Raw genomic sequence first — 24,583 nt, 5'->3', positions numbered from 1 at the left:
AAAAAGTGTGATGGAAACGTTCGATTATGTGATCATTGGCGCGGGCTCCGCAGGCAGCGTGCTCGCCAATCGCCTGAGCGAAGATGCAGGCACCCGCGTGTGTGTGCTCGAAGCTGGGGGCAAGGACTGGCATCCCTACATTCATCTGCCGGCCGGCTTCATCAAGACGTTCCATATGAAGAGCGTCAACTGGGCGTATCAGCAGGAGCCGGGGCCGTGGACCGGCGGCCGCAGCATCTACGCGCCGCGCGGCAAGACGCTCGGCGGCTCGTCGTCGATCAACGGCCATATCTATAACCGCGGCCAGCGCCAGGACTTCGATACCTGGGCGCAACTCGGCAATCGGAGCTGGGGCTACCCGGACATTCTGCCCTACTTCAGGCGGCTGGAGCGGCGCGTCGGCGAGGGCGATGAAACCTATCGCGGGCGCGACGGCAGCCTGACCGTCACGACCATGGATTGGCGCGATCCGCTGTGCGAGGCATTCATGGCAGGCGCCATGAGTCTGGGCATTCCGCGCAACCCCGATTACAACGGCGCGATCCAGGAAGGCGTCTCCTACGCCCAGCGCACCATTCAAAACGGCCTGCGCGTCAGCGCCGCGACCGCGTTCCTGCATCCGGCGGTAAAACGCGGGAATGTCGATGTGCGGACGCATGCACATGTCACCAACATCATCTTCGAAGGCAAGCGCGCCGTCGGCGTCCGTTACCTCAAGGGCGGCAAGGGCGGCACGCCCACCGAAGTGCGCGCCAACAAGGAAGTCATCCTCTCCGGCGGTACCTACAATTCACCTCAAGTGTTGCAATTGTCCGGCGTCGGCTCGCCGGAGCTGTTGCAGTCGCACGGCATCGAGGTGCGTCACGCGCTATCAGGCGTCGGCGAGGGCCTGCAGGATCATTACGCGCCGCGCTCGGTCGCGCGCGTCAAGAACATCAAGACCATTAACGAGCTTCGGCGCGGCCTCAGCCTCTGGGTCGAGGCGCTGAAATGGGCGACGACGCGACGCGGGCTGCTGTCGCTGTCGCCGACCATGGTCTATTGCTTCTGGCATTCCGGCGAGACCACCGAAAGCTCCGACCTGCAGCTGACATTCACGCCCGCAAGCTACAAGGAGGGCGTGCAGGGCCAGCTCGAGGACGAGCCTGGCATGACCATCGCCTCATGGCAGCAGCGGCCGGAAAGCCGCGGCTTTGTCCGTATCCGCTCGGCCGATCCGTTTGCGCCGCCGATCATCCAGACCAATTATCTGGTCGAGGAGCTCGATCGCCGCGTCGTCGTCGCCGGTATGAAGCTGGCGCGCCGGCTGCTCGCTTCCGCGCCGCTGTCGCAATATTACGCCTATGAGGATTTCCCCGGGCCCAAGGTGCAAAGCGACGACGAGTTTCTCGCCGCGGCCACCGAGCGCGGCACCACCACGTTCCACCCCGGCTGCACCTGCCGGATGGGACCGGCCGATACCAAATGGGCTGTCGTCGACGACCAGCTGCGCGTCCACGGGCTGCAGGGCCTGCGGGTGGTAGACGCGTCGATCATGCCGCGGATGATCTCGGCCAATCTCAACGCCTCGACCATGATGATCGCCGACAAGGCCTCCGACATGATCCGCGGCAAGGCCGCGCCTGAGGCAGCGCGGGTTTAGCCGCGCAGAGGTGCCTCTGCCCGGTACAGCGTGTCGATCGTGACCACGCCCACGGCGCGTGACACGCATGGGCAGATCTTGCGGTTGCCCTGCTTCTGCGCGTCGCTGAAGAACACGTCGCGGTGGTCGATCTCGCCATCGACGGCGATGACATCGACCGCGCAGACGCCGCATTCGCCGCGCTGGCAGTCCGAGATCACCTCGAAGCCGGCGTCGTTGAGCACGTCGAGCATTGAGCTGTTGGGCGAGACCACAAGCTCGGCGCCGGTGTCCTTCAGACGTACGCGGAATTCCGCCGTCGGCAGCAGGCCGCTGGAGCCGAAGGTTTCGTAACGCAGATCGGCGGGCGCTCGTCCCGCCTCGTTCCAGGCGCGCCGCGCCGCCTCCAGCATCCGCATCGGCCCGCACATGATGGCCATCGCGTCCGATGGCAGTGCGCGGAAGGTGGCATCGAGATCGAGCCGCTCGCCTTCGTCGCTGGCGTGGACGACCAGTCGGTCGTCAAGTACGGACGACAATTCGTCGAGATAGGCGGCGTCGCCGCGCGATTTTACTGCGTAGTGCAGGCGCAGGTCGATGTTCCGGCGGTGCAGGGCGCTGGCGATGCCTGATATCGGGGTGATGCCGATGCCACCCGCGATCAGGCAATAATTTTTCCTGTTCCAGTCGATATCGAGCAGCGATGTTGGATTGGAGATTTCGATCCGCGCGCCCGGCTTGAGGCTCCACATCGCGCGCGAGCCGCCGCGGCTGTCCGGCGCCAGCCGCACCGCGATGCGATACACTTCCGGATCGCGATCGCCGACCAGCGAATAGGACCGCCGTGCGGGCTGCCCGTCGATCAGCACCGCGACGTTGAGATGGCTGCCGGCCGGGTAGGGCGCCACGCCGCCGTCCGGGCGCAGGCGGAATTCGCGGATGCCAGGCGTGACGTCACGGATCGCGTCGACCGTGCACCAGCTCCATTGTTCGGCAAAGCGCATGACGATCCCTATTCGGCCGGGGATTGGAGCAATGCGAGGGCCGGCAGCAAATCGAGATGCGTGCGATTGCGCAGTGCCAGCCGCAGATTGCGTGCGGCGAGGCGCGAATGTTCGCGCATGATGGCTTCGGCGCGCGCGCCCTCGCGGTTCTCGATCGCGTCCACCACGATGCGGTGATGGTCCTGTCCGATCAAAAGGATCTGGTGCGCTTCCGGCAGCGCCGACTGCGCCATCACGAAGCCGCTCGGCGACGCGAACGGCAATGCCGAGACGCGGTCGATCTGCCGGATCAGCGGCGGGCTGGCGGAAAGTTCGGTGAGCAGCGCGTGAAAGCGCGCGTTCATGGTCACATAGGCGGAGAAGGCTTCGACCGAGACCGGATCCTGGCGAACCAGCTGATCGAGGTCGGCGAGGCATTCCTTCAGCGGCTCGAGGCTGCGCGCGCTCGCGCCGCGTTCGGCGGCGAAGCGGGCGGCGAGGCCTTCCAGCGTACCGCGCAGCTCGATCGAATCCAAAATGTCGCGCTCGGTGAACGCCTTGACCATGAAACCGCCGGAGGGGATCGCCTGCAGCAGGCCTTCGTCTTCGAGCCGGACCAGGGCCAGCCGCACCGGCGTCCGCGACACGTTGGTGATCTCGACCGCCTGCAATTCGGAGATGCGCTCGCCCGGCCGCAACTGCCCGGACAGGATCATGTCGCGCAGCGCGAGCTGGGCCCGCACCGTCTGCGAAATCGAGCGTTCGGAATCGCGTTCGCTCATGGCCTCACTCCGCGGCTTGTGCGGTCGGCGGCGATGTCTCGTGGGCCACCATGCGATCGATCACGCGCCGCGCCCACATCGCGCCGGCGTCGATGTTGAGGTTGTAGAAGGTGCGGTCCGGATTCTCATCCATGGCGCGCTGCTGCGCTTCCAGGATGATCTCGTCCTCGCGGAAAATATTGGAGACGCCTTCGCGGATCTCGGTGGTCAGCTTCTGTTCGGTCAGGCGGTGGTTGCGGACGAAGGCCCAGAAATAGTGGCAGGTCGTGTCGGTCTCCGGAGTCATGGTGTTAAGGACAAAACCGTTGACGCCCTGCGAGCGGTCGCCTTCCGGCGCGCCGGTGCCGGCGGGCGCCACCCCGACGTCGATATTGACGGTGCCGGGCGCCTGGAAATGGATGATCTGCCAGCGGTCGACCGGGCCGGGCTTGCCCAGCTGCGCGGCCCAGAACGGAGGCGCCTCGATGCCGCGCATCCAGCGCGTCACCGTCACGGTGCGCTCGCCATGGGTGACGTCGAACGGGGCCTCGGCGACGTGGTCGTTGCCGATGCTGGAGCCGTGCACGAAGGTCTCGTGGGTGAGGTCCATCAGATTGTCGACCACGAGCCGATAATCGCACTTCACGTGAATGGTCTTGCCGTCGCCGGCCCAGGCCGGATCGTGGTTCCAGTGCATGTCAGGCACCAGCGCCGGATCGGCCAGCGCCGGGTCGCCCATCCACAGCCAGATGAAGCGATGCCGCTCGACCACGGGATAGGAGCGCACGCAGGCGGACGGGTTGATGGTCTCCTGCGAGGGCATGTAGGTGCAGCGGCCCTGCGCATTGTATTTCAGCCCGTGATAGCCGCAGACGACGGTGTCGCCGTCGAGCCGGCCTTTCGACAGCGGCACCAGCCGGTGCCAGCAGGCGTCTTCCAGCGCGGCCACCTGGCCGTCGGAGCGGCGGTACATCACCACATGCTTGCCGCAGATCGTACGGGGGAAGAGCGCGTGCTTGAGATCGACGTCCCAGGCGGCGGCGTACCAGGCATTGAGCGGGAATGACGACGGCATGGCTGCACTCCAATACTATGGCCTGAGTGCAGTCTGTATACATTAGTGGCCGCAAGTCGAGATATTTTATGAGTTGTGCTGAAAAATGTCCATTCCGGTATACAGTATTGGCTTTAGTTGCTCTGAGAAAGGTAATAAAAAACCGCTCCCGAGCGGGGAGCGGTTCAGTAGCCTCAACCCAATCCGGGTTGGTCAACCGTAAACGAACACGTGGTCCTTCAGGTCGATGGCCGGAAATTCATCCTTCTCCGCCCAGTAGTCCTGGTTGTGCTGCCACTCCGGCTTGTCGCCGCGCTTGGGCAACAAGTGCATGCCGCGCATCATGTAGCCGGGGTTGAAATTTTCCGGATCGATCCACGGCAATAGCGGCATGTTGTGGTCTTCCGGCCGCAGCTGGGGCACCACTTTCTTCGCGCCGGTGTCCTTCATGTGGTTGAGCAACCGGCACACGAAATCCGCGACGAGATCGACGCGCAGGGTCCAGCTGGCGCGGAAATAGCCGAACACCCAGACCAGGTTCGGCACGCCGGTGAACATCATGCCGCGATAGGTCACGGTATCGGCGAAATCCAGCTTCTTGCCATCGACCGCGAATGCGATGTCGCCATTGGCCGAGAGGTTGAAGCCGGTCGCGGTCACGATGATGTCGGCTTCCAGCTCCTTGCCGGATTTCAGCAGGATGCCCTTCTCGGTGAAGCACTCGATCTCGTCGGTGACGACCGAAGCCTTGCCCGACTTGATGCCCTGGAACAAATCGCCATCGGGAATGAAGGCGATGCGCTGCCGCCACGGCCGATATTTTGGCGTGAAGTGGGTCGCAATGTCGTAGTCCTTGCCGAGATAGGCTTCCACCGCCGACAACAAATCCTTCTTCGCCGCTTCCGGTTCCTCGAAGGTCTTGCGGGTGAATGCATCCTGATCGAACAGGATCTTTCGGCGGGTGATTTCGTGGATCCACTTCTCGTCGACCTGCAACTGCCGTAGTTGCTCGGCGATTTCGATCGCGTTGCGGCCGGTGCGGAAATAGGTCGGCGAACGCTGCAGCATGGTGACATGCGCGACGTCATTGGCCAGCGCCGGGATCAGCGTTGCGGCCGTGGCGCCGGAGCCGATCACGATGACGCGCTTGTTCTTGTAGTCGAGATCTTCAGGCCATTTCTGCGGATGGACGATTTGGCCCTGGAACCTGGCCATATCCTTCCACTCTGGTGTGTAGCCTTCGGTGTGGCGGTAATAGCCCTGGCACATCCAGAAGAAATTGGTGGTGAAGCGAAGCTTTTCGCCGGTGTCGCTCCGCGTGGCCTCGATGGTCCAGAGGTTCTGTTCGCTCGACCAGGTCGCCGAAGTGATGGTGTGCTGGTAGCGGATATGGCGGGCGAGGTCATTCTCCTCGATCACATCGCCCATATATTTGAGGATCTCAGCCGCGCTTGCGATCGGCGCCGTGGTCCACGGCTTGAAGCGATAGCCGAACGTATGCAGGTCGCTGTCCGAGCGGATGCCCGGATAGCGGTGCGTGCTCCAGGTGCCGCCGAACGTCTTCTGGGTTTCGAGGGCAACGAAACTGGTGCCCGGACATTGCGTGGTGAGGTGGTAGGCCGCGCCGACGCCGGAGATGCCGGCGCCCGCGATCAGGACGTCGAAATGCTCGGTATGGCCGGGCGAGGCGGCGTGAATCTGGCTTTGAACGTTCATCTTCCCTGTTCTTCTTTTCGTTGATTTTGTCGTTTCAAAAGCGAAGCGCCAGAACCCCCGGTTCTGGCGCTGTCGTCTCGCGAATTACACTTCGCGGCGGCTCAGGAACGCCAGTCGTTCGAACAGATGCACGTCCTGCTCGTTCTTTAGGAGCGCGCCGTGCAGCGGCGGGATCAGCTTGCGCGGATCGCGCTCCCGCAGCATTTCCGGGGTGATGTCCTCGTTGAGCAGCAGCTTGAGCCAGTCCAGCAGCTCCGACGTCGAGGGCTTCTTCTTCAGGCCCGGCACTTCGCGCACCTCGAAGAAGATCCGCAGCGCTTCCTCGACCAGGCGTTTCTTGATGTTGGGGAAGTGCACGTCGACGATCCGGCCCATGGTGTCGGCGTCGGGGAACTTGATGTAGTGGAAGAAGCAGCGGCGCAGGAACGCGTCCGGCAGTTCCTTCTCGTTGTTCGAGGTGATCATCACGATCGGGCGCAGGCTCGCCTTGATGTTCTCGCCGGTCTCATAAACGAAGAACTCCATGCGATCGAGTTCGAGCAGGAGGTCGTTGGGGAATTCGATGTCGGCCTTGTCGATTTCGTCGATCAGCAGCACCGGGCGCTTGTCGTGGGTGAAGGCTTCCCACAGCTTGCCGCGCTTGATGTAGTTGGAGATGTCGGAGACCCTGCTGTCGCCGAGCTGGCTGTCGCGCAGCCGCGATACCGCGTCATATTCGTAGAGGCCCTGCTGCGCCTTGGTGGTGGACTTGATGTGCCAGGTCAACAGCGGCGCGCCGAGCGCCTTGGCGACTTCCTCGGCCAGCACGGTCTTGCCGGTACCGGGCTCGCCCTTGATCAGCAGCGGGCGCTCGAGCACGATCGAGGCGTTGACCGCGACCTTGAGGTCTTCGGTGGCGACGTAGTCCTTGGTGCCGGTAAATTTCATCTATCTTTTTGCCTTGTTGTTCGTTCTTGCGCCGCTAGCGGCCTGAACAGTAAACGACCGCCGGCTCGGCGGTCGCGATTGAAGGTGATGCGCGCCTGTCAGCGTTTGACCAGCGAGAGGATCACCAGGATGATCACGCCGCCGATGGTGGCGTTGATGATCTCGCGGATCCAGCCGCCGCCGAGGTTGACGCCCAGTTGCGGCAACAGCCAGCCCGCAAGAAGCGCGCCGATGATGCCGATCACGATGTTGCCGATCAGCCCAAAACCCGCGCCGCGCACGATCTTTCCGGCCAGCCAGCCCGCAATCGCGCCGATGATCAGCGCAGCTATGATCCCCATTGAATTTCCCCTGCCGGAATAAGCCCTTTATGGCTCAATTCTAGAGGAAAAACCCTCCCGGTCTAGGCCTGTCTGGTATGCGCTGGCCTTCCCCGTCGGGAATCCGCCAGCCCTTGACGTCAGCGGCGCGGCGGGCAATCTGTATTGCATGTTCTTGCAATTCTTCACATCGCTGCGCGACGCACAGGTCCCGGTGACCTTGCGCGAATATCTGACGCTGATGGAGGCGCTCGACGCCGACCTCGCCGATCAGACGGTGGAGAATTTCTATTACCTCTCCCGCGCCGCTTTGGTGAAGGACGAACGCAACCTCGACAAGTTCGACCGCGTGTTCGGTTCCGTATTCAAGGGGCTGGAGAACCTGCTCGACGCCATGGAGAAGGCGGACATTCCCGCCGAATGGCTGAAGAAGCTCGCGGAGAAATACCTCACCGAGGAAGAGAAGAAGCAGATCGAGGCGATGGGCTGGGACAAGCTCATGGAGACGCTTCGCAAGCGGCTAGAGGAACAGAAAGGCCGCCACCAGGGCGGCAGCAAGTGGATCGGCACGGCAGGCACCTCGCCGTTCGGCGCCCACGGCTACAATCCCGAAGGCGTGCGGATCGGCCAGGAAAAGAACCGCAACAACCGCGCCGTGAAGGTGTGGGACAAGCGCGAGTTCAAGGATCTCGACGGCAATGTCGAGCTTGGCATCCGCAACATCAAGATCGCGCTGCGGCGGTTGCGCAAATTCGCCCGCACCGGCGCGCCTGACGAACTCGACCTCGACACCACGATCAAGGAGACCGCCAACCACGGCTATCTCGACGTGCATATGCGCCCCGAGCGGCGCAACGCGGTCAAGGTATTGGTCTTCTTCGACATCGGTGGGTCCATGGATTCGCATATCGAGCAGGTCGAGGAGTTGTTCTCGGCGGCGAAGACCGAATTCAAGCACATGGAATATTTCTACTTCCACAACTGCCTTTATGAAGGCGTCTGGAAGCAGAACAAGCGGCGCTTCACCGACCGCACCCCGACCTGGGACGTGCTGCATAAGTACCCGCACGACTACAAGGTGGTGTTCGTCGGCGACGCCTCGATGTCGCCTTACGAAATCATGGTCCCCGGCGGCTCGGTCGAGCACGTCAACGAGGAGGCCGGTTCGGTCTGGCTCGATCGCATCATTCGCACCTATCCGCACGCGGTGTGGCTCAATCCGGTGGCGAAGAAGCACTGGGACTATTCGGAATCCACCACCATCATTCGCCGGCTGTTCTCGGAGCGGATGTACCCGATCACGATCGAAGGCCTCGAAGGCGCGATGAAGGAATTGGTGCGGTAGGCTTTCACCGTCGTTCCGGGGCGAAGCCGGAACCTCGAGGTTGTTTTACTGGATAGAGATTCCGGGTTCGATGCTTTCGCATCGCCCCGGAATGACGGCAACAAAACAACAGCGGACAACAATGAAGGTGCAATCAATGCCCCAGACCATCCACCGCGGTATCAAATCCCTGATCGACGAAGCCAATGCCGAGATCGAAACCTTAAGCGCTGTGGATTCGATCAAGGCGGCTGCCAGCGACGACGTCGTGATCGTCGATATCCGCGACCCTCGCGAGATCGAGCGCGACGGCCGCATTCCCGGTGCGTTCTCCTGCACGCGCGGCATGCTGGAATTCTGGATCGATCCGGAAAGCCCCTACGCCAAGCCGGTGTTCCAACAGGACAAGAAATTCATCTTCCACTGCGCCGGCGGCATGCGTTCGGCGCTGGCGGCCAAGACCGCGAAAGACATGGGCCTGAAGCCGGTCGCGCACATGGCCGGCGGTTTCGCCGCCTGGCGCGACGCCGGCGGCCCGGTCGAGAAGTGGGAGCCGAAGAAGAAGGGCTGACAGCCGGCTGTCATCCTTCGAGGCTCGCAAGCGCTCGCACCTCAGGATGACGAATTTCGATTCCCGTCACCCTGAGGTGCGCGCTCTTGCGCGCCTCGAAGGGCGACGGCCCCACTACCGAAGAATTGGAATCAAACATGACCACCACCGACGATCCGCTTGTCTCCACCGATTGGCTCGCCGCGCATTACGACGATCCCAAGATCAAGATCATCGACGCGTCGTTCAAGATGCCGGGCATTCTGCCGCTGCCGAAGGACGACTATCTCGCCTCCCACCTGCCGGGCGCGGTGTTCTTCGACGTCGACGCGGTGTCCGATCATTCCAATCCGCTGCCGCATATGTTCCCGAGCGCCGAGCAGTTCGGCCGCGATGTCGGCGGGCTTGGAATAGGCAACGGCGATACGGTCGTGCTGTACGATTCCGGCGGATGGGTCGCAGCCCCCCGCGTGTGGTGGATGTTCCTGTCGTTCGGACACCAGAACGTCCGGATTCTGAATGGCGGCCTGAAGAAGTGGCGTGCCGAAGGCCGCAAGATTGACAGCGGTGAGGTCACGCCGAAGCCGGCGACGTTCAAGGCGACGTTCGATCCGCGGTACACGCGCAATATCCAGCAGATGGTCGACAATCTTGAAAGCCGCACCGAGCAGGTGCTCGATGCGCGCGCCAACGAACGTTATCAGGGCAAGGTGCCCGAGCCGCGGCCGGGCCTGCGTTCGGGTCATATTCCGGGCAGCCTCAGCGTGCCCTACAACCAGCTGTTCGATGCCTCGACCGGTGCGATGAAGTCGCTCGAGGAGCTGCGCGCCGTTTTTGTCGGCGCCGGCGTCAAGCTCGACGCGCCGATCGTGACGAGTTGCGGTTCCGGCGTCTCCGCGCTGGTGCTGACGCTGGCGCTTTATCGCCTCGGCGTGCGCGGCAGTGCGCTGTATGACGGCTCATGGACCGAATGGGGTGTGCAGGGCGGGCCGCCGGTTGCGACCGGCCCGACCTGAACGGTGCGCGTTTTATTATCTGCTGCGCGAGGTTAGTTGCGCAAACGGGTCGGCCGCTTGCTGAGCCAGTTGCCGCGCCTGCAGCGCGCGTCGCGCCGCTGCGATGCGCCGGCGCTCTTTGGCGCGCTGCGCCCGCTTCCGGTTGACGCTGCGCTCTGATTTTGCGGCCGCCGGTTTCACCGAAGCCGTTTCCTGGATAGCGACGGAAGGACCGCCCAGCGTGGCGATCTTCATCGCGGCGAGGTTGTCTGCCAGGGAGGGCGCTTCCGCCACCGGCGCAGGCTCGGTCGATACGGCTGATGTTGCCGGCGGCGGCGTTTCCGCGATCGCCGCGAGCTTCACTTCCTCATTCGCCGCAGGCGTCTCGGCAGCAGGAGTCTCGGCGGCAGGCATCTCCGCCGGCGCAGCCTGAACAGCCGGTATTGTTTCTGCCGCCGGGATTTCCGCTTTCACCGTCTCGTCCGGCACGGCCTCGTTCAGCTTCACGGGTTCGTCCAGCTTCAGCGCAGCCGTCTTTTCCGGTTCAGCCGGCGGCGCTTCCGGAGCTGGCGCGGAAGGGGTCACGGTCTCGATGATGGTCGCCGGCACATTGTCCGGCACCTTCTCTGCGACATCGGGCTCGACGCGCAGCAGGGCCAGGGTCGGCTGGGGCGGTTCGTTCTGCCTGACAAATACGGGTTCGGGCGGCGGCCGCCGCGACGGGATGCTGGCAAATTGCTCATGCGAGGCACGCAGCAGCGCCGCCGCACCCAGCCCAAAGACCAGAACCGACATCGACAGCACGATCGCGGCGAACAGAAAGCGAAAACCGGGGAGCATGGACGCGAGTTCCGCCTTGCCGGGAACATGCAGGGCTGTTGATGCCAAGGGAACGCGGTGACCACTGGGAAGCGGCTGGATTCGCACCGCGAATCAGGCCGATTCGAGAGTATCTCAACGCCTCGAACCTGTTTGTTACAAAATTGGCGGCCAATGGCGGCGTGGGGCTGGTAGACGATGTTTTTCGCGCCGTGCGGCATCTTTGCCGCAGCGTTCACGGTCCATCACAAAATGACCGATTTGGGCCGAATTTGACGGATTTGTCTTGAATGCGCCGCTATCTTCCGTCATCTGCCGTTAACGGTCCGGTGTGGCTTGGGGACTATACAAGAGCGATGATGATTAACCGTATTCTGACGATCAGCGCTGCCATCGCTGCTGCAATGGCAGGAACCTCGCTTGCCCAGGCCCAAGGCTACCAGGGCCAAGGCTACCAGGCCGGACAGTATGTTCCCGGTGGTTATGGCGTCGATGAACGCCGCAGACCCGCGCCGGATTTCGATGCCTTGGACGATGACGACGACGACGCGCCGAACGCCCAGAGTTCGACCGCGCTCCCGCCGCCTGGTCCGGTGCTGTCGCCGAACGACCCCCGCTACGGCCGCCCGGTTTATTCGGACCGCGGCCAGCCGATGCCCACAGGCCCCGTCCTTTCGCCGGATGATCCGCGTTACGGTCGTCCTGCCGGCGCGCCGGTTTATTCGGACCGCGGCCAGCCGATGCCTACGGGCCCGATTCTTTCGCCAGATGATCCGCGTTACGGGCGGCCCGCCGGTCCGCCACCCGTGATCTATTCGGATCGTGGTGATGATCGTCGCGTTCTGGGTGACGACCGCATGCGTCCGCCGGAAGCGGTCGGCGGCGGACCCGCCGTCACCGGCGCCGTGCAACCGCAGCAGCCGGCCGTCGGCGCCGACGGCAAGCCGTTGGTGCTGTCAGCCCTGCCGCCCGAAGAACAGCCGGAAGCCGCGCCCGCGCAGCTGCCGCCGCATCTGCGCCGTCAGGAAGTTTCGTTCGCGACCAAGGAGCCCGCCGGCACGCTGGTCGTCGATACGCCGAACACCTACCTCTATTATGTGCTCGGCGGCGGCCGCGCGATCCGCTACGGCGTCCGCGTCGGCCGCGATGGTTTCACCTGGACGGGTGTGCAGAAGGTTACCCGCAAGGCCGAGTGGCCGGATTGGCATCCGCCGTCCGAGATGATCGAACGCCAGCCCTATCTGCCGCGCTTCATGGCCGGCGGCCCCGGCAACCCGATGGGTGCCCGCGCGATGTATCTGGGTACGACCGTCTACCGCATCCACGGCACCAACCAGCCTTCGACGATCGGCAAGTTCGTCTCGTCGGGTTGCATCGGCATGCTGAACGAGGACGTGTCCGACCTGTTCGAACGCGTCAAAGTCGGCACCCGCGTTGTCGTGATGCCCGGTGGCCCGCCGCCGGGAACCGCGACCGCCTCGGCCGCGCCTGCCCAGGGCTTGGCCCCTGCTCAAGGCTTGCCACCTGCCCAAGGCTTGCCGCCTGCAACCGCGCAGGGCGGGCCGACTCAGGCGCAACTCGCCCCGGTTCCCGGCATGCAGCCGACCGTGGTGCCCCCGCTGCCCGCGCCGGTGACGGTGCGCTAGGCGCTGGTTCGGACCGACATCATTTAAAAAAGGCACGCGAAAGCGTGCCTTTCTTATTGGGCGCGAGGTGGGCGCGCGCTTGAATTCACATTTCTTCCGACTATTTGCCGCCGACAACGAGGCTGGGCGGCAAAGGAAGGATCTCAGCATGCGAATTTTCGTTGCGGGCGCCACCGGCGCCGTTGGCCGCGAACTCGTTCCTGCATTGGTTGCGGCCGGTCATTCCGTCACCGGCATGACGCGGACGGCGGCGAAGGCCGAGGCCATCAAACGGCTGGGGGCTGAACCGGTTGTCGCCGACGGCCTCGACGCACCGGCCGTTCATGCCGCCGTGATGTCGGCGAAGCCCGATGTCGTCATCGACGAGATGACCGATCTTGCCGCGGTGACGGATCTGCGCCGTTTCGATCGCGCCTTCAGCGCCACCAATCAGCTGCGGACGCGCGGCACCGATTTTCTGCTGGTTGCCGCGCGCGATGCCGGCGCGAAGCGTTTCATCGCCCAGAGCTTTTGCGGCTGGACCTATGGCAGCGGTGGCGGACCGGTCAAGACCGAGGCCGACGAACTCGATCCTGATCCGCCGCAGGAGTTGCGCCCTACGCTCGAAGCGATCCAGCATCTGGAGCGTGCCGTGACCGCCTCAGTCGCGCCCGAAGGCATCGTGTTGCGCTATGGATCGTTCTATGGACCCGATACCGGCATGCTGTCGCCGGCCATGATCGGCCAGCTGCGCCATCGCCGCGTGCCGCTGATCGGCGACGGCGGCGGCTGGTGGTCTTTCGTGCATGTCGAGGACGCGGCTTCCGCGACGGTAGCCGCCGTCGAGCATGGCAGGCCCGGCAGCATCTACAACATCGTCGACGACGAACCGGCGCAAGTCAGGGATTGGCCGCCCGCGCTGTCAGGCATTCTCGGCGCCAAACGGCCGTTTCACGTACCGGCCTGGCTCGGCCGGCTGCTGGCGGGTGAGCACATGGTCTCGATGATGACCAAGGTGCGCGGAGGATCGAACGCCAAGGCCCGGCAGGAACTGGGCTGGCGGCCGGCCTATGCATCCTGGCGCAACGGATTTGCAATGGTCGCGAGGCAAGCGGCGGAGAAGGCGGCGGCCTGACTGAGACCTGCGGCCTCAGGCCAGCTTCCTTGGCGCTTCGCCCTTGAACCAGCCGTCGATGCCTTCGACCATCTGGCGATAGTGGTTGCGAAAGCTGTCCTCGGTGACGTAGCCGAGATGCGGCGTCAGCACGAGGTTGTCGAGCTTGCGGAACGGATGGTCGACCGGCAGCGGCTCGACCGAGAACACGTCGATGCCGGCGCCCGCGATCTTTCGCTCGGTCAGCACCTCCAGCAGCGCGCCTTCATCGACGATCGGCCCTCGCGCCGTGTTGACGAGGTAGGCGGTCGGCTTCATGCGGGCGAGATCTTCCCGTCCGACCAGCCCGCGTGAGCGCGGGCCCAGCACGACATGGATGGTGACGATGTCTGATGTGGCGAACAGCTCTTCCTTGGTAGCGTAGCCGACGCCAGCTTCCGCGCACTTCTCAGGCGTCAGGTTCGGGCTCCAGGCGATCACGTTCATACCGAAGGCCTGCGCCAGTTTTGACACTTTGGTGCCGAGCTTGCCGAGGCCGATCACGCCGAGTGTCCGACCCTCGATCTCCATGCCGACGAATTTCTGCAGCGGCTCGCCGGCATGCATGCGCGCGTTTTCGCGGCCGATATTGCGGGTCAATTCCAGGATCAGGCCCATGGTCAGCGGCGCGGTGGGATCGCGGCCCCATTGCGTGCCGCACAGCAGCACGCCGTGGTCCTTGGCGGCTTCCATGTCGATCGCGGCGTTGCGCATGCCGGAGGTGATCAGCAGTTTCAGTTTCGGCAGCGCCGCAAACATCGTGCGCGGAAACGGCGTGCGCTCGCGCATCGCGCAGATGATCTCGAAATCCTTCAGCGCACTGGCGGCGGTTTCCGCGTTCGCAAACGGCTGGTTGAAGACGGTGACATCGACCCGGTCGGCGATTTCGGACCAGTCCGCGACCTTCAAGGCTACATCGAGATAGTCGTCGAGGATTGCACAGCGCAGCCGCGTCATTGGAAAGTCCGATCATGGCGAGGGTGACGGCGGAATCGGGCCGTCAGGGGAGATAACCATGGTCGCGCGCAATCGACAGGCGCGCAAGCGGCCTAAAAGCAGGGCCAGGTCAAAATTCCGGGAAGCTCAGTTCGAGCGGGCGAGGTGCTTGGCGCGCCAGGCGGGGCCGGGGCCGCGCATATAGTGCAGTTCCGGACGGTAGGTGTTGAAGGCCTTGGCCACGAACTGGCGCCAGAAGTTGCGGAGTTCGGCGAGCGGCTTGGCAAGGCCGTGGCCGTGCGCCGGGGTGGAAAGGGATGCTGAGTTGGTCGTCGCCATGACGAGGGTCTCTGGTTGCCATTCGCGGTTTCGCCGCGGAGACGCCGTTTTTCGGCGTCTTGAACGACTTTTGGCCTGATTTATTAAAAGTTGGTTTCAATTGTCGTGATCCGGCGCACACATGGGCGCACATGGTGACCATCCCGTATTCATCCGTGGTGAACGAACAGAAAACGCGTTCCCGCGGTTGCCCTTTGGGGGCCGCGCCGCTACATCAGCGGCAGCAAAATTTCCATAAATCCTCTGGTTTCAAGGGATCGCGATGGCTCGCCAGTTCGTCTATTTCATGCAGGGTCTGACCAAGAGCTACCCGACCCGCAAGGTACTCGATAACGTTCATTTGTCGTTCTACCCGGACGCCAAGATCGGCGTGCTCGGCGTCAACGGTTCCGGCAAATCGACCTTGCTGCGGATCATGGCCGGCCTCGACAAGGAATATAACGGCGAGGCCTGGGTCGCCGAGGGCGCCCGGGTCGGCTACCTTGAGCAGGAGCCGCATCTCGACGAGACCAAGACGGTCCGCGAGAACGTCATGCTGGGCGTCGCCAAGCAGAAGGCGATCCTCGATCGCTATAACGAACTGGCGATGAACTACTCGGAAGAGACCGCCGACGAGATGACCAAGCTGCAGGACGAGATCGAGGCCGCAGGCCTCTGGGATCTCGACAGCAAGGTCGACCAGGCGATGGACGCGCTGCGCTGCCCGCCCGACGATGCCGACGTCACCAAGCTGTCAGGCGGCGAGCGCCGCCGCGTCGCACTATGCAAGCTGCTGCTCGACCAGCCGGACCTGCTGCTGCTGGACGAACCGACCAACCATCTCGACGCCGAGTCGGTGTCGTGGCTGGAAGGCCACTTGCGCAACTATCCCGGCGCGATCCTGATCGTGACCCATGACCGCTACTTCCTCGACAACGTCACGAGCTGGATCCTCGAGCTCGATCGCGGCAAGGGCATTCCCTACGAGGGCAATTATTCGTCGTGGCTGGTGCAGAAGCAGAAGCGCCTCGAGCAGGAAGGCCGCGAAGACGTCGCGCATCAGAAGACGCTGGCCCGCGAGCAGGAATGGATCGCATCCTCGCCCAAGGCGCGCCAGGCCAAGTCCAAGGCGCGTTACCAGCGTTACGAGGACCTGTTGAAACAGGCCAGCGAGAAGCAGACCCAGACCGCGCAGATCACGATTCCGGTGGCCGAGCGGCTCGGCCAGAACGTCGTCGATTTCGAAGGCCTCAGCAAAGGCTTTGGCGACCGCATGCTGATCGACGATCTCACCTTCAAGCTGCCGCCAGGCGGCATCGTCGGCGTGATCGGCCCCAACGGCGCCGGCAAGACCACGCTGTTCCGCATGATCACCAAGCAGGAAACCCCGGACAAGGGCACGATCACCGTCGGTGAAAGCGTGCATCTCGGTTACGTCGACCAGTCGCGCGACGACCTCGACGGCAAGAAGAACGTGTGGGAGGAAATCTCCGGCGGCAATGAACTGATCCTCCTGGGCAAGCGTGAGGTCAACTCGCGCGGCTATTGCTCGTCGTTCAACTTCAAGGGCGCCGACCAGCAGAAGAAGGTCGGCGCGCTGTCGGGCGGTGAGCGCAACCGCGTGCACCTGGCCAAGATGCTCAAGTCCGGCGCCAACCTGCTGCTGCTTGACGAACCGACCAACGATCTCGACGTCGACACGCTGCGCGCGCTGGAAGAGGCGCTGGAGAATTTCGCCGGCTGCGCCGTCATCATCAGCCATGATCGCTGGTTCCTCGACCGTATCGCCACCCACATCCTGGCCTTCGAAGGCGACAGCCATGTCGAATGGTTCGAAGGCAATTTCCAGGATTACGAAAAGGACAAGATGCGTCGACTGGGCCAGGATTCCATCATCCCGCATCGCGTGAAGTACAAGAAGCTGACGCGCTGAGTTGTGGTTCGCGTTGAGATGACGAAGCCGTGTCGCAGGCGCTACTCCGCCTGCGCCAAATGGCCGCTCAGTTCCGCTCGTCCGGAATGTGCCATATCCGGCTATTAGATTGGCCGCGATTGCCCACTTGAGTCCCGCACAGAGAGATCCCCGATCATGTCCATGACGCCGGAAACGCCCTTGCCGCCCCCAGCTGAGAGGAAGGCATTACGTCCGATCCCGATGCTGATCTTCAGCTCGCGCTGGCTGCAATTGCCGCTTTATATCGGCCTGATCGTCGCGCAGGGCGTCTATGTCGTGCTGTTTCTGAAGGAATTGTGGCACCTGTTCGCCCACGCCTTCGATTTCAGCGAGCAGCAGATCATGCTGGCGGTCCTCGGCCTCATCGACGTGGTGATGATTTCGAACCTCCTGGTGATGGTCATCGTCGGCGGCTACGAGACGTTCGTCTCCCGGCTCAATCTGCAAGGGCATCCCGACCAGCCGGAATGGCTCAGCCACGTCAATGCCAGCGTGCTCAAGATCAAGCTCGCGATGGCGATCATCGGCATCTCGTCGATCCATCTGTTGCGCACTTTCATCGAGGCCGGTGCATTGGCCTCGGGCAAGAGCGTCTACACCGAAACCGGCGTGATGTGGCAGACCATCATCCATACGGTCTTCATTCTGTCGGCGATCGGCATTGCCTATGTCGACAAGCTGTCGAATGATTCCACGGAGAATGCCAAACACGCCGTCTCGCATTAGGGGCGGTGGGGCGGTGTCAGGACCCAGCGTCGTGGTTCACAATGACGGGGTGCTATGATAGTCTTGCACCATGGCTGACACGGACAACATCGTGCTTGAGCATTTGCGCCATATTCGTGGGGCGATCGATGACGTGCGCGATGAAATTCGCGAGATCAAGCATCGCGTCGGCAATCTCGAGAACCAGTATGCCAACATGTCCAATCGGCTCGACCGGATGGACGTGCGCATCGAGCGTATCGAGCGGCGTCTCGACCTGACCGACGCGTGAGCGAGGCATTTCGATTGGCGGTACGCTCGCTGCCTGCCATTGGTCTCCTGTTGGTGGCTCTGCTGCCGCCTTGCCCAGCCCGCGCCGCGGATGCCGGTTTCACGCAGTTCATCGCCTCCCTGTGGCCGGAGGCGCAGGCCGCCGGCGTTTCGCGGGCGACGTTTGACGCCGAAACCCGCGGCCTCGAGCCGGATTACAAATTGCCCGATTTGATCCTGCCGGGACGGCCCGCTACGGGCGCGCCGTCGCAGGCCGAGTTCGTGCAGGTGCCGGCCGATTACGTGAAGGAGGCGTCGATCGCGCGGCTGGCGGCGGAGGGGCAGAGGCTGATGCAAAAGCATCGCACAGCGCTCAGCCAGATCGAGAGCCGCTTCGGCGTGCCCGCGACGGTCGTGCTCGCGATCTGGGGCCGCGAAACCGATTATGGCCGTCATCGATTGCCTTACGACACCGTGCGCGTGGTGGCGACGCAGGCCTATATCGGCCGGCGCAAGGATCAGTACCGCGCCGAATTCATTCTGGCGCTGAAGATCCTCGGCGAGGGCGCGGTGACGCGCAAGGACATGCGCTCGTCCTGGGCCGGCGCCACCGGCCTGACGCAATTCCTGCCGGGCGAATATTACAAGCATGGTGTCGATTTCGATGGCGACGGCCGCATCGACATCTGGAATTCGGTACCTGACGCGCTCGCCTCCGCCGCCCAGCAACTCGTCAACAAAGGCTGGCAGCCGGGCTTGCGCTGGGCCTATGAAGTGCGTGCGCCTGGTAATGCCGACTGCACCATGGGCGTGCCCGAGGTGAGCAAGCCGATCGGCGAATGGCTGCGCGCAGGGTTCGTGCCGGTGCGCGGCGCGAAGCTGAGTGCGGTCGAACAGGCCCAGCCGGCCTCGCTGCTGCAGCCCGAAGGCATCTATGGTCCGGCGTTCCTGACCACCAAGAACTACTTCGTGATCAAGGAATATAACTTTTCTGATTTGTACGTGCTGTTCGTCGGCCATCTCGCCGACCGCATGTCGAACCCGTTGCCGTTCGCGACGCCATGGTCGGCATCGACGCAAATGCGCAGCAAGGACGTCGAAGCCATGCAGCGTCATCTGACGCGGATCGGCCTCTACAAGGACAAGCTCGACGGCAAGGCCGGCATGCAGACCCGCGCGGCGCTGGGGGCCTATCAGAAATCCGCGGGATTGAAGGTCGATTGCTGGCCGAGCGAAGCGGTGCTGCGTTCGATCAGCTCGTCGCGCTGACGCGGTCTATCCTCATGGTGAGGAGGCGCAACGCGCCGTCTCGAACCATGAGGCCACAGACGGCCTGCATCCTTCGAGACGCGGCCTGACGACCGCTCCTCCCGAGCGAAGGCAAGTGCGTTCGTCCGGGGATGAGGAAGAAACAAAACGAAAAAACCCGGCCGAGGATCCCGGCCGGGCTTGAACTCGCAAGGCGCGCAGGCGCGCCGGTCGGTCAGATCAGTGGCAGACTTCGACGCGGCGGTAGGCCCAGCCGTAGCCGTCCCAGAAGCGCTCGCGAACCAGGCGGCAGGCCGGGGGGGCGTCTTCCACATAGACCGGCCCGCCGTAGCCGTAAGCGGGGCGGCTGGAGGCGATCGCGCCACCGATGATCGCGCCGCCGATCAGGCCGCCGACCACGCCAGCTGCCACGCCGCGCTGGGCGTTCGCGGGTGCGGGTGCCGCAGCGAGCGAACCGGCAATCGTTGCGGCCGCGACGAAGGCAGCAAATGTCTTCTTCATGTTGGGGGCTCTCCTGGAGGTGGCGCCTGATCAGCCGACGCCGGGTTTAGGGTTAGGCACACACGCCGTACTCGAATTGGCCGTCAGTCAAAAAAGCGCACAACGGTCAACCGAAAGTAAACGTGCAGGTTTGATGGGCGAAAAAAGCGGTTTTTTCTGGCCATGGAACGGCAAAGTCCCGGAGAACCCATCGGTTTTCCGGGACTTTGCGTGCGATTTAATGAATGTGAACGGGTGTTTAGTCGCAAACCCGGACGCTGCGGACTCGCCAGCCATAGCCGTCCCAGAAGCGCTGCTTCTGCCAGATGCAGTCCGGACCGTAGCCGGGTTCGGCAACATAGGCCGGGCCGCCGTAATAGCCCGGGGCCGGCGCATAATAGCCCGGACCACCGTAATAGCCGTGCTGCGAGGCGATCGCGCCGCCGACAATGGCGCCGCCGATCAATCCGGCTGCGACGCCGGCCGCTACGCCACGCTGCGCATGGGCGGGAGCTGGAACAACTACCGCGGACACAGCCAAAGCGGTGACGGCAGTCAGCGCCATCAATGTCTTCTTCATGGGCCTCACCTTTCTGATGGAGCAAAAGGACGGCGGGGAAAGCGGTCCGTCGCAGCGGAAAGTTCCATATTTTGCTGAAATTATCAATGAACGGGATCGCCTCATTTGGCGACGAAGGGGCGTGCGGTTGGGCTTCATTGCGGCGCAAAAGGCCCGTTTCCCAGCCGCTTTTGAAGAGGATTCCGGGATGAGCGACGTGACAACATTTCTGATCGCGGCCGGCAGCATGTCAGCGATGTGCTATTGGATGATGACCCGGACGCAGTATACCAGCGTATGGCGCAGCATCTCGGCGAGCGACCGCGACCGCAATGATTACAGCGTTGGTTCCAGCAGCGGCGGCGGCAGCGCTGGCTGGAGTATCGCCAACCTGTTCAGCAGCGACAATTCCAGTTCGAACTGCTCGTCCAGCAATTCCAGCCCGACCGACAATTTCACTTCGAATTGTTCGTCCGACAGTTCCAATCCGTCTGAAAATTCCAGCTCGTCGAGCGATTCCTGCAGCAACGATAGCGGGGGAGACGACAGCGGTGGTGATAGCGACAGTGACAGCGATAGCGACAGTGACAACGGGAGCAGTGATAGCGATTGACGTTACGGAGCTACCTCGGAAATCTGCCATTTGTGCCTGCTAGACAAGGACTTTTTAGACTCGTTCCAAACTGCTCCGGCGTCAGTTTGGAATTGCTTGAAAGTACGGTTTTTCCTTTTGCATCGGGGCCGGCCCTTCAATATCGATGATCACGAGCATCACCGAAGGGCCTGCCGACTTCATGATTGTCTGTTCCTGCAACGTCCTCAGCGACCATGATGTCCGCAATGCCGTCAGTGCAGCTTCGGACCTGCCGCGCAATCCGAAGCAGATCTACGGATGCCTCGGCTGCAGCGCCGAGTGCGGTCGCTGCGCGCGTACCATCAAGGCCATCATCGACGAAGCGCTGGGTCCCTGCGCCAAGGCCTGCTGTTCGGGCTGCCCGCATAGTCACGCCGTGACCGAGGAGCAGGCCCACGAGTTCGCGCTCGCCGCCTCCTGATACCTTCCCAATCCGCTGGATAGTTCGGTTCCCCACCGCTTTTTTGCGGGAACCATTGCTCTTGCCTCCAAACTGATTTAGAAACGTTCTAAATACAGTTTCGGGCCGATTTGGCCTCAAAAACCCGGAGTGCACCAATGCAGGGCGACCCAAAAGTCATCGATTATCTCAACAAGGGCCTGCGCAGCGAGCTTACCGCGATCAGCCAGTACTGGCTGCATTACCGGCTCCTGAACAATTGGGGCCTGCTGAATATGGCCAAGGTCTGGCGCAAGGAATCCATCGAGGAGATGGAACACGCCGACAAGTTCACCGACCGGATCCTGTTCCTCGACGGCTTTCCCAACTTGCAGGTTCTCGATCCCTTGCGGATCGGCCAGAATGTCCTGGAAATCATCGAATGCGATCTGGCCTCCGAGATATCCGCGCGCGCGCTCTACCAGGAAGCCGCTACCCACTGCCACGGCGTCAAAGATTACGTCTCACGCGACCTGTTCGAGCAGCTGATGAAGGACGAGGAGCATCACATCGATTTCCTCGAGACCCAGCTCGACCTGATCAAGCGCATCGGGCTTGAGCTCTACACCCAGAAGCATGTCGGCGGGCTCGAGAGCGAGCACTGAGCGGAGGCGCGATGGCGCCCTCTGAGGAAATTGCCCGGCTCGAGCGAGAGCTGGCGGAGCTGAGATCGCATTATGCGCATCTCGAGCGTAATGGGCGGGTGATGAAGCGCGGCAGCATGTTCATGCTCGCCGCGCTTGCCGTTTTCCTTGGCTATCTCTTGTGGGCCGATTTCGTGATGGGCGCGCTCGCTGTGGCCGTGGCGGCGGCTATTGCCGTGCTTGTCTGCTTCTTGCCTGCCAGCAACCGGCGATGGATCGATGCGGGCACGCCGATGGGGGAATTCGAGTTCGGCTCAAGCCAGGCTCAAAAAGTAGAGCAATGGATTGCAGACAGGGAAGTGCGGCTGGCCCAACTTCGCCTGGCCGGTAGCGCAAGCAGCCCTGCGACCGATCGCTGATCCCGGCAACCGCACCAGGTTCGACCTTCCCTTACAGCTGCGTCTTGTAGCGCTCGTAAATCACTTCCTGGCTTTCCCGCTCGCCAAGGCCGGTCTGGTCGTGAATGACTTCGCCGATGCTGGGCATCACGGCGCGTTCCACCCGCGTATCGCCCGCCCACAGCTTTGAGCGCATCAGTGCTTTGCCGCAGTGGAAATAGGCCTCGTGCACGTCGATGTGCAGCACCGCGCGCGGTGGCTTGCCGAACTCCACCATCGACGCCATCAGTTCGGGATCCGCCGATACCTTGCCCTTGCCGCCGACGCGTAGCGTCTCGTCGATCCCGGGCACGAAGAAGATCAGCTGCACGAAGCCGCTTCCCTCGACAATGTTGCGAAAGCTGTCGATCCGGTTGTTGCCGGAGCGGTCCGGCATCAGCAGCGCGTTCGGTCCGGCGACATGGATGAAGCCGGGATTGCCGCCGCGCGGCGAGGCGTCGACGCTGCCGTCCGAGCCCGACGTGGCCAGCACGCAGAACGGCGACATGCCGATGAATTTCTTGGCATGGACGTCGATCTCGGGCCGCGCCTTCGCGATCACGCGCGGCGAGGGGGCAGGATAGATCGCGGCGAGGTCGCTGGCGGCAAAGTCGGTCAAGGCGTATCTCCTGAATGAATGCGGCGCGATAACGTGAAGGTACCATCGCGATATTCCGGCGACCACCCATTATCTTTTGGAATGGTCCTACGGTCCCGGAGACTGCCGATATCTTGCACCGCGTCCGCCGGCACAAAACAGCTGATGATGCTGCCACGATGAAGCACGTAAGCACCACGGCTTCGGCGATCGGATTGCCGCGATCGTGGCGCTGGCACGATAGTGAAGTGGAATTGATGCGGTGCGAAATCGGGACTGCTGGCTGATCGTCCTTACACAGTTTGATGCGAGGCAAGGCTAGCTCATTCGTCGTGCCGAGCTGATTGCTGGCTTGAAATAAGCGCAGCACGAACGTGCTATCGACCGTGCGTGCAGATTCGTGGTGAGCTGTGCGCAGCAAGTTGCCTAATATCCGGCCTGACCTCCCGTGATCGGGGGAAGGAACCGCTCTACGGTCAATCTTCACGATTGGAAACGCGTTGAGCACGAACCCGAAGATTGCGATAGGATTGCTTTCACCCGTGGGATTGCTGTTTGCGCTCCCCGTCTTGCTCTGGGCTTTCAGCTTTACCGAACTCGTCGGGCTGGAGAAATGCAGCGTCGGTTCGATTAGCGTTGCTGAATACGAGCGCATCCTGTCTCGGGCCGGCGCGCAACGCTGGACAGTATGGCCCGGTCTGTCGAATGGGGTGTTTTGGCCGTCGGACAATGGCTTTCGAGGCCCGACAGCAACCTTCAACAGCAATATCAATGATCAGCTTCTCTCACATGTCAGAGAACTTGCCGGGCCCGGCGCGTCCATGAATCGGCTGCTGGCTTCAGGCCATGCCGTTATGCGCAGCATGGGCGCAGAATACGTCCAGACTCAGGAAGTGCCGGATGCGCGAGGGGATCGCTCCGGTTCGCGCGTCCGTTTCACATACTACTTGGCGCAAGTGCGTTTCGCGCCTGTGTGTGTTCTTTGCCTGATATGGTCGCACACAACCATTGACGTGATCTTTTCTCATGACTTTGCCACCGGCCGATACGAGTTGCAGGAAGTGAACGTTCTGCATGCCGGGCTGAAAGGTACCCCCGACAAGAATCGCGCGCGCAACGTCCCATGGGGTAGTTGTCCCGAGTTTCGAATACCCCGGCAGGTCGACGGATGATGCAGCAATGGAAAGGAATGATTGCAGCAATCGCTATTGCGTCATCCCGCGTCGCTTGGCGGATGCCTTCGGCGCAACATTCTGCCAGGCCATTGTCAGCGCGCTTTTTAGCGTCGCCGCATTGGCCTTGGCCAGGCGAACATTGGTGTAGCCCTGTTTGCCCCATCCACCCGGCACCGGGCGGAAGATTTCGGGCTCCGCCTCTACCAGCATCGATTGCTGCTCGTACGTCAGCTTCACCGTGCCCCAGTTTTCGTCGGGATGGCCCAGCGTAGCGAAGATGCGTTTGCCGACGCGGAAGTCGGCGTGGCCCTGGTGCGAGCCTTCGATCACTCCGGACAGACCAAGTGCAATCAAGCGAAAGCGGTGCGACGACATCG

General features: G+C 62.7%; 28 protein-coding genes. 15 read left to right on the top strand and 13 right to left on the bottom strand.

What is annotated here, in order from left to right; translation table 11 throughout:
• Nucleotides 1-10 precede the first annotated feature (10 nt).
• Nucleotides 11-1,642 carry a GMC family oxidoreductase gene (locus JQ574_RS21840; RefSeq protein WP_212206497.1) on the top strand — a complete coding sequence of 544 codons (1,632 nt, stop codon included), beginning with the start codon at nt 11-13 and terminating at the stop codon, nt 1,640-1,642.
• Here JQ574_RS21840 and JQ574_RS21835 read toward each other — a convergent pair.
• From JQ574_RS21835 to JQ574_RS21810, 6 genes are all read right to left on the bottom strand, one after another.
• Entirely contained in the window at nt 1,639-2,625 is a 987-nt protein-coding gene (locus JQ574_RS21835; protein WP_212206499.1) for a PDR/VanB family oxidoreductase, read from the bottom strand. The two genes, JQ574_RS21840 and JQ574_RS21835, sit on opposite strands and share 4 nt — an antisense overlap.
• Before the next feature lie 8 nt (nt 2,626-2,633).
• Entirely contained in the window at nt 2,634-3,386 is a 753-nt protein-coding gene (locus JQ574_RS21830; protein WP_212206501.1) for a GntR family transcriptional regulator, read from the bottom strand.
• A gap of 4 nt (nt 3,387-3,390) precedes the next feature.
• A complete protein-coding gene (locus JQ574_RS21825) occupies nt 3,391-4,440 on the bottom strand; it encodes an aromatic ring-hydroxylating dioxygenase subunit alpha (RefSeq protein ID WP_212206503.1) in 1,050 nt (349 codons plus the stop codon).
• Nucleotides 4,441-4,632: 192 nt separating this feature from the next.
• On the bottom strand, nt 4,633-6,135 hold the full coding sequence (locus JQ574_RS21820; RefSeq protein ID WP_212206505.1) for an NAD(P)/FAD-dependent oxidoreductase: 1,503 nt from the start codon (nt 6,133-6,135) through the stop codon (nt 4,633-4,635).
• A gap of 84 nt (nt 6,136-6,219) precedes the next feature.
• Entirely contained in the window at nt 6,220-7,062 is an 843-nt protein-coding gene (locus JQ574_RS21815) for a MoxR family ATPase (protein WP_212206507.1), read from the bottom strand.
• 98 nt (nt 7,063-7,160) lie between these two features.
• A complete protein-coding gene (locus tag JQ574_RS21810) occupies nt 7,161-7,403 on the bottom strand; it encodes a GlsB/YeaQ/YmgE family stress response membrane protein (protein ID WP_212033892.1) in 243 nt (80 codons plus the stop codon).
• 148 nt (nt 7,404-7,551) lie between these two features.
• Between JQ574_RS21810 and JQ574_RS21805 the strand changes: the two genes are divergently transcribed.
• The 3 genes from JQ574_RS21805 to sseA all read left to right on the top strand — a co-directional run bounded on the left by JQ574_RS21805 (nt 7,552) and on the right by sseA (nt 10,272).
• The gene (locus tag JQ574_RS21805) at nt 7,552-8,727 is read left to right on the top strand and encodes a VWA domain-containing protein (protein WP_212206509.1); all 1,176 of its coding nucleotides are present in this window, start codon (nt 7,552-7,554) and stop codon (nt 8,725-8,727) included.
• A gap of 136 nt (nt 8,728-8,863) precedes the next feature.
• Nucleotides 8,864-9,277, top strand: a complete 414-nt coding sequence (locus tag JQ574_RS21800) for a rhodanese-like domain-containing protein (RefSeq protein ID WP_211997283.1) — start codon at nt 8,864-8,866, stop codon at nt 9,275-9,277.
• A 137-nt stretch (nt 9,278-9,414) separates the two neighbouring features.
• The gene (gene sseA / locus JQ574_RS21795; protein WP_212206510.1) at nt 9,415-10,272 is read left to right on the top strand and encodes a 3-mercaptopyruvate sulfurtransferase; all 858 of its coding nucleotides are present in this window, start codon (nt 9,415-9,417) and stop codon (nt 10,270-10,272) included.
• A gap of 15 nt (nt 10,273-10,287) precedes the next feature.
• On the opposite strand, the gene JQ574_RS21790 is transcribed toward sseA, so the two are convergent.
• Nucleotides 10,288-11,091, bottom strand: a complete 804-nt coding sequence (locus tag JQ574_RS21790) for a hypothetical protein (RefSeq protein ID WP_212383831.1) — start codon at nt 11,089-11,091, stop codon at nt 10,288-10,290.
• Between the two features lie 335 nt (nt 11,092-11,426).
• On the opposite strand from JQ574_RS21790, the gene JQ574_RS21785 reads away from it, so the two are divergent.
• A complete protein-coding gene (locus JQ574_RS21785; protein WP_212206520.1) occupies nt 11,427-12,716 on the top strand; it encodes a L,D-transpeptidase in 1,290 nt (429 codons plus the stop codon).
• Nucleotides 12,717-12,864: 148 nt separating this feature from the next.
• Nucleotides 12,865-13,830 (top strand): NAD(P)-dependent oxidoreductase, encoded by a 966-nt coding sequence (locus JQ574_RS21780; RefSeq protein ID WP_212383829.1) that lies wholly within the window; start codon nt 12,865-12,867, stop codon nt 13,828-13,830.
• 15 nt (nt 13,831-13,845) lie between these two features.
• Here JQ574_RS21780 and JQ574_RS21775 read toward each other — a convergent pair whose 3' ends face one another.
• Nucleotides 13,846-14,805, bottom strand: coding sequence for a D-2-hydroxyacid dehydrogenase family protein (locus tag JQ574_RS21775; RefSeq protein ID WP_212206524.1), 960 nt, complete (start codon nt 14,803-14,805; stop codon nt 13,846-13,848).
• Between the two features lie 126 nt (nt 14,806-14,931).
• Nucleotides 14,932-15,123, bottom strand: a complete 192-nt coding sequence (locus JQ574_RS21770) for a hypothetical protein (protein WP_212206526.1) — start codon at nt 15,121-15,123, stop codon at nt 14,932-14,934.
• 262 nt (nt 15,124-15,385) lie between these two features.
• Here JQ574_RS21770 and ettA point away from each other — a divergent pair, with 262 nt between their 5' ends.
• The 4 genes from ettA (at nt 15,386) to JQ574_RS21750 (ending at nt 19,300) form a co-directional block, all read left to right on the top strand.
• Nucleotides 15,386-17,035 carry an energy-dependent translational throttle protein EttA gene (ettA, locus tag JQ574_RS21765; RefSeq protein ID WP_212383827.1) on the top strand — a complete coding sequence of 550 codons (1,650 nt, stop codon included), beginning with the start codon at nt 15,386-15,388 and terminating at the stop codon, nt 17,033-17,035.
• Between the two features lie 156 nt (nt 17,036-17,191).
• On the top strand, nt 17,192-17,782 hold the full coding sequence (locus JQ574_RS21760; protein ID WP_212206530.1) for a TIGR00645 family protein: 591 nt from the start codon (nt 17,192-17,194) through the stop codon (nt 17,780-17,782).
• Nucleotides 17,783-17,852: 70 nt separating this feature from the next.
• The gene (locus JQ574_RS21755; protein ID WP_212206532.1) at nt 17,853-18,053 is read left to right on the top strand and encodes a hypothetical protein; all 201 of its coding nucleotides are present in this window, start codon (nt 17,853-17,855) and stop codon (nt 18,051-18,053) included.
• Between the two features lie 29 nt (nt 18,054-18,082).
• Nucleotides 18,083-19,300, top strand: coding sequence for a lytic murein transglycosylase (locus JQ574_RS21750; protein ID WP_212206883.1), 1,218 nt, complete (start codon nt 18,083-18,085; stop codon nt 19,298-19,300).
• A 219-nt stretch (nt 19,301-19,519) separates the two neighbouring features.
• Here JQ574_RS21750 and JQ574_RS21745 read toward each other — a convergent pair whose 3' ends face one another.
• Entirely contained in the window at nt 19,520-19,801 is a 282-nt protein-coding gene (locus tag JQ574_RS21745; protein WP_212206534.1) for a hypothetical protein, read from the bottom strand.
• Between the two features lie 238 nt (nt 19,802-20,039).
• Entirely contained in the window at nt 20,040-20,360 is a 321-nt protein-coding gene (locus JQ574_RS21740) for a hypothetical protein (RefSeq protein ID WP_212206543.1), read from the bottom strand.
• Between JQ574_RS21740 and JQ574_RS21735 the strand changes: the two genes are divergently transcribed.
• The 4 genes from JQ574_RS21735 (at nt 20,326) to JQ574_RS21720 (ending at nt 22,415) form a co-directional block, all read left to right on the top strand.
• A complete protein-coding gene (locus JQ574_RS21735; RefSeq protein ID WP_212206545.1) occupies nt 20,326-20,952 on the top strand; it encodes a hypothetical protein in 627 nt (208 codons plus the stop codon). The genes JQ574_RS21740 and JQ574_RS21735 overlap by 35 nt on opposite strands.
• A 181-nt stretch (nt 20,953-21,133) precedes the next feature.
• Nucleotides 21,134-21,394, top strand: coding sequence for a bacterioferritin-associated ferredoxin (locus JQ574_RS21730; RefSeq protein ID WP_212206892.1), 261 nt, complete (start codon nt 21,134-21,136; stop codon nt 21,392-21,394).
• Nucleotides 21,395-21,531: 137 nt separating this feature from the next.
• Nucleotides 21,532-22,017 (top strand): bacterioferritin, encoded by a 486-nt coding sequence (gene bfr / locus JQ574_RS21725; protein ID WP_192740037.1) that lies wholly within the window; start codon nt 21,532-21,534, stop codon nt 22,015-22,017.
• An 11-nt stretch (nt 22,018-22,028) separates the two neighbouring features.
• A complete protein-coding gene (locus JQ574_RS21720; RefSeq protein WP_212206547.1) occupies nt 22,029-22,415 on the top strand; it encodes a hypothetical protein in 387 nt (128 codons plus the stop codon).
• Between the two features lie 31 nt (nt 22,416-22,446).
• On the opposite strand, the gene JQ574_RS21715 is transcribed toward JQ574_RS21720, so the two are convergent.
• A complete protein-coding gene (locus tag JQ574_RS21715; RefSeq protein WP_212206549.1) occupies nt 22,447-23,052 on the bottom strand; it encodes a pyridoxamine 5'-phosphate oxidase family protein in 606 nt (201 codons plus the stop codon).
• 479 nt (nt 23,053-23,531) lie between these two features.
• On the opposite strand from JQ574_RS21715, the gene JQ574_RS21710 reads away from it, so the two are divergent.
• On the top strand, nt 23,532-24,203 hold the full coding sequence (locus JQ574_RS21710; protein ID WP_212206551.1) for a hypothetical protein: 672 nt from the start codon (nt 23,532-23,534) through the stop codon (nt 24,201-24,203).
• A gap of 33 nt (nt 24,204-24,236) precedes the next feature.
• Here the strand turns inward: JQ574_RS21710 and JQ574_RS21705 are convergent, their stop codons facing one another.
• Complete coding sequence (locus JQ574_RS21705; RefSeq protein ID WP_212206553.1) at nt 24,237-24,581, bottom strand: MmcQ/YjbR family DNA-binding protein; 345 nt, start codon at nt 24,579-24,581, stop codon at nt 24,237-24,239.
• Between the last annotated feature and the right edge of the window lie 2 nt (nt 24,582-24,583).

Origin of the sequence: Bradyrhizobium sp. AUGA SZCCT0158 (assembly GCF_018130065.1) — a bacterium.
Classification (GTDB): domain Bacteria; phylum Pseudomonadota; class Alphaproteobacteria; order Rhizobiales; family Xanthobacteraceae; genus Bradyrhizobium.
The sequence above is the reverse complement of the archived record's forward strand: the minus strand, read 5'-3'. Positions and strand labels throughout refer to the sequence as shown.